General features: G+C 66.7%; 2 protein-coding genes. Both read left to right on the top strand.

The genetic code is table 11. The features are described from left to right. The first annotated feature begins 152 nt into the window (after positions 1 to 152). Complete coding sequence (locus Q7P21_RS20440) at positions 153 to 1,640, top strand: S10 family peptidase (protein ID WP_304180257.1); 1,488 nt, start codon at positions 153 to 155, stop codon at positions 1,638 to 1,640. 123 nt (positions 1,641 to 1,763) lie between these two features. Beyond that, positions 1,764 to 3,034, top strand: a 1,271-nt coding sequence (locus tag Q7P21_RS20435; RefSeq protein WP_304180255.1) for a class I adenylate-forming enzyme family protein, incomplete at its 3' end; no start/stop codon positions are given.

The following is a 3,034-nucleotide window of genomic DNA, read 5'->3' as shown; positions in this document are numbered from 1 at the left end:
GCCTGGAGCGCCTGACCCCGTCCGCAAGGACCTGCCTCGGCGAGGCGAGAAATCCGAAAATCTGTCTTCGGATTAACTTGCGGGCGGCGCGGCTTTCGCCATTCTGGCGCAAACTGGGGGACAGTGTCTTGCGATCGATTTTGCGTGCGGCCATGGCGGCTGCTCTTCTGGCGGCCAGCGCCGCGCCCGTCACTGTGTTCGCCGAGGAGCCGGCCAAGACCGAGGCCAGCAAGCCGGACGCGGCCAAGGGCGATCTGCCGCCGTTCCCCGCCGACGCCACCGTCAAGCAGGTCACCCATGTGGCCGGCAAGACCCTCAACTATACCGCCACGGTAGGCTCGCTGCCGGTCCGCGACGAGAAGGGCAAGAAGATCGCCGAGGTGGTCTTCACCGCCTACACCCTCGACGGGCCGCGCGATCCCAAGCGTCCCGTCACCTTCGCCTTCAATGGCGGCCCGGGCGCGGCCTCGGTCTATCTGAACCTGGGCGCCATCGGGCCCAAGCGCATCCAGTTCGGCGCCCAGGGCGACAGCCCCTCCGATCCCGCCACCCTGGTCGACAATCCCGGAACCTGGCTCGACTTCACCGACATGGTGTTCATCGATCCCGTCGGCACCGGCTATTCCCGCAGCCTGGTGGACGAGGCCGAGTCCAAGAAGGACTTCTTCCAGGTCAAGGAGGACATCCACTATCTGTCGCGGATCGTCTTCGACTGGCTGGTCAAGAACGGCCGGATGTCGTCGCCCAAATATGTGGTCGGCGAGAGCTATGGCGGCTACCGCGCCCCCGCCATCGCCTATGACCTGCAGAGCGACCTGGGCGTCGGCCCGTCGGGCGTGATCATGGTCTCGCCCTTCCTCGACGCCCATATGGGCGTGGCGGAGGACTTCTCGCCCATGCCGTGGGTGGTCAGCCTGCCGTCCATGGCTGCGGCCAACTATGAACGCCAGGGCAAGGCGCTCAGCCCCGAGACCATGGCTGAGGTCGAGGGCTATGCCCGCGGTGAATTCGCGGTGGACCTGATGAAGGGCCGCGATGCCGCCGCCGTCGCCCGGGTGGTCGACCATGTGACCCGATACACCGGCGTCGATCCCGCCCTGGTCAAGAAGATGGGCGGCCGGGTCGATACGGGCACGTTCCTGCGCGAGCTCTATCGGGACAGCGGCAAGCTCGCCAGCGTCTACGACAGCAACGTCACCGCCTATGACCCCTATCCCTGGTCCCAATCGCAGCGGGCCAATGACCCGATCCTGGCGACCATCATCGCGCCGACAACCTCGGCCATGGTCGACTTCATGACCCACACCGTCGGTTGGAAGGTGGAGGGCCGCTACAACGCGCTGTCCAACGCCGTGAACGCGGCCTGGGAGAAGGATTGGTACAACAACATCGAGTCGGTCAGCGACCTGCGCCAGGCGATGGCGGCCGACAGCAAGATGAAGGTGTTGATCGTCCACGGCTATGACGATCTCAGCTGCCCGTTCTTCGCCTCGCGGCTGATCGTGGACCAGATTCCGCAGATGGGCGACCCTGGGCGGGTGAAGCTGCACATCTATCCGGGCGGCCACATGTTCTACAGCCGGCCTGACAGCCAGGCGGCGTTCCGCAATGATGTGAAGGCCCTGTTCGGCGTGTCCTGACGACCCGGCGGTTGACCGAACGGCGCTCTCAAACGCCTGTTTGCGTCGGCCGCTAGGTTATGCTTGTTCACCTATGACGACGCGGGGGTCAGAACCCGTGCTGACTTCATTAGGAGAACGCCCATGTCAGAGGCTGCCCTTCCGGCCGGTTGGCCCGCCATGTCCATCGCCCAGGCGCACGGCCTCCTGACCGCACCCGGCATGCCCTTCGAGATGGAGACCAAGACCATCCGCGGCGTCGAGATGCGGGTCTGGAAGAACCAGCCGCCGACCCTGCGCGCCATCGTCGAGGCCGCCCGCGCCCACGGCGAGAAGGTGCTGCTGGTCTATGAGGACGAGAGGGTCACCTTCGAGGCCTTCTATCGCGCCGTCTCCGCCTATGCCCGCGAGCTCCAGGCCCAGGGCGTGGTCAAGGGCGACCGGGTCGCCATCATCATGCGCAACCTGCCGGAATGGATCGTCGCCTTCTATGGCGCGGCCTCGATCGGCGCGATCGTCACCCCGCTGAACGCCTGGTGGACCGGCGCCGAGCTGGAATACGGCCTGACCGATTCCGGCGCCAAGATCGCGGTCATGGACGCCGAGCGCTATCAGCGCCTGATCGAACATCTGCCCCGATGCCCGGACCTCGCCCGCGTCTATGTCAGCCGCGAGATCGAGGAGATCGCCCACCCGCTGGTGACCAAGCTGGAATCGGTGATCGGCGCGGCCACTGACTGGGCCAGTCTGCCCGATCAGCCGCTGCCGGACGTCGAGCTCGAGGCCGACGACGACGCGACCATCTTCTACACCTCCGGCACGACCGGTAAGCCCAAGGGGGCGCTGGCCACCCATCGCGGCGTCAATTCCAACATCCTGTCGGGCGCCTGCGCCGGTGCGCGGGCCTTCCTGCGTCGGGGCGAAAAGCCGCCGGAGCCGGATCCCAACGCGCCCCAGCGCTCGACCCTGCTGTCGGTGCCCTTCTTCCACGCCACCGGCTGCTTCGCCGTCCTGAACCCCTCGCTGTTCGGCGGCGCCAAGCTGGTGCTGATGCACAAGTGGGACGTGATCCGCGCCTTTGAGCTGATCCAGCGCGAGCGGATCCAGTCGGCGGGCGGCGTGCCGACCATCGCCTGGCAGCTGATCGAGCATCCGCTGCGCGAGAACTATGACCTGTCGTCCCTGGAAAGCGTCGCCTACGGCGGCGCGCCCTCGGCGCCGGAGCTGGTCCGCAAGATCAAGGAGACCTTCCCCAAGTCGGCCTCTGGCAACGGCTGGGGCATGACCGAGACCTGCGCCACCGTCACCACCCACGGGTCGGAGGACTACACCAATCGGCCGATGTCCTGCGGCCCGGCCGTGCCGGTCGCTGAGCTGCAAATCCGTGACCCCGCCGATGGCGTGACGGTGCTGGG

The organism is Phenylobacterium aquaticum (genome assembly GCF_947378715.1).
Taxonomy (GTDB): Bacteria; Pseudomonadota; Alphaproteobacteria; order Caulobacterales; family Caulobacteraceae; genus Phenylobacterium; species Phenylobacterium aquaticum_A.
The sequence above is the reverse complement of the archived record's forward strand: the minus strand, read 5'-3'. Positions and strand labels throughout refer to the sequence as shown.

Bases quoted from the DNA above. Each gene is read 5' to 3' on its own strand.
- Q7P21_RS20440 (WP_304180257.1), top strand. From the start codon at position 153: ATGGCGGCTGCTCTTCTGGCGGCCAGCGCCGCGCCCGTCACTGTGTTC.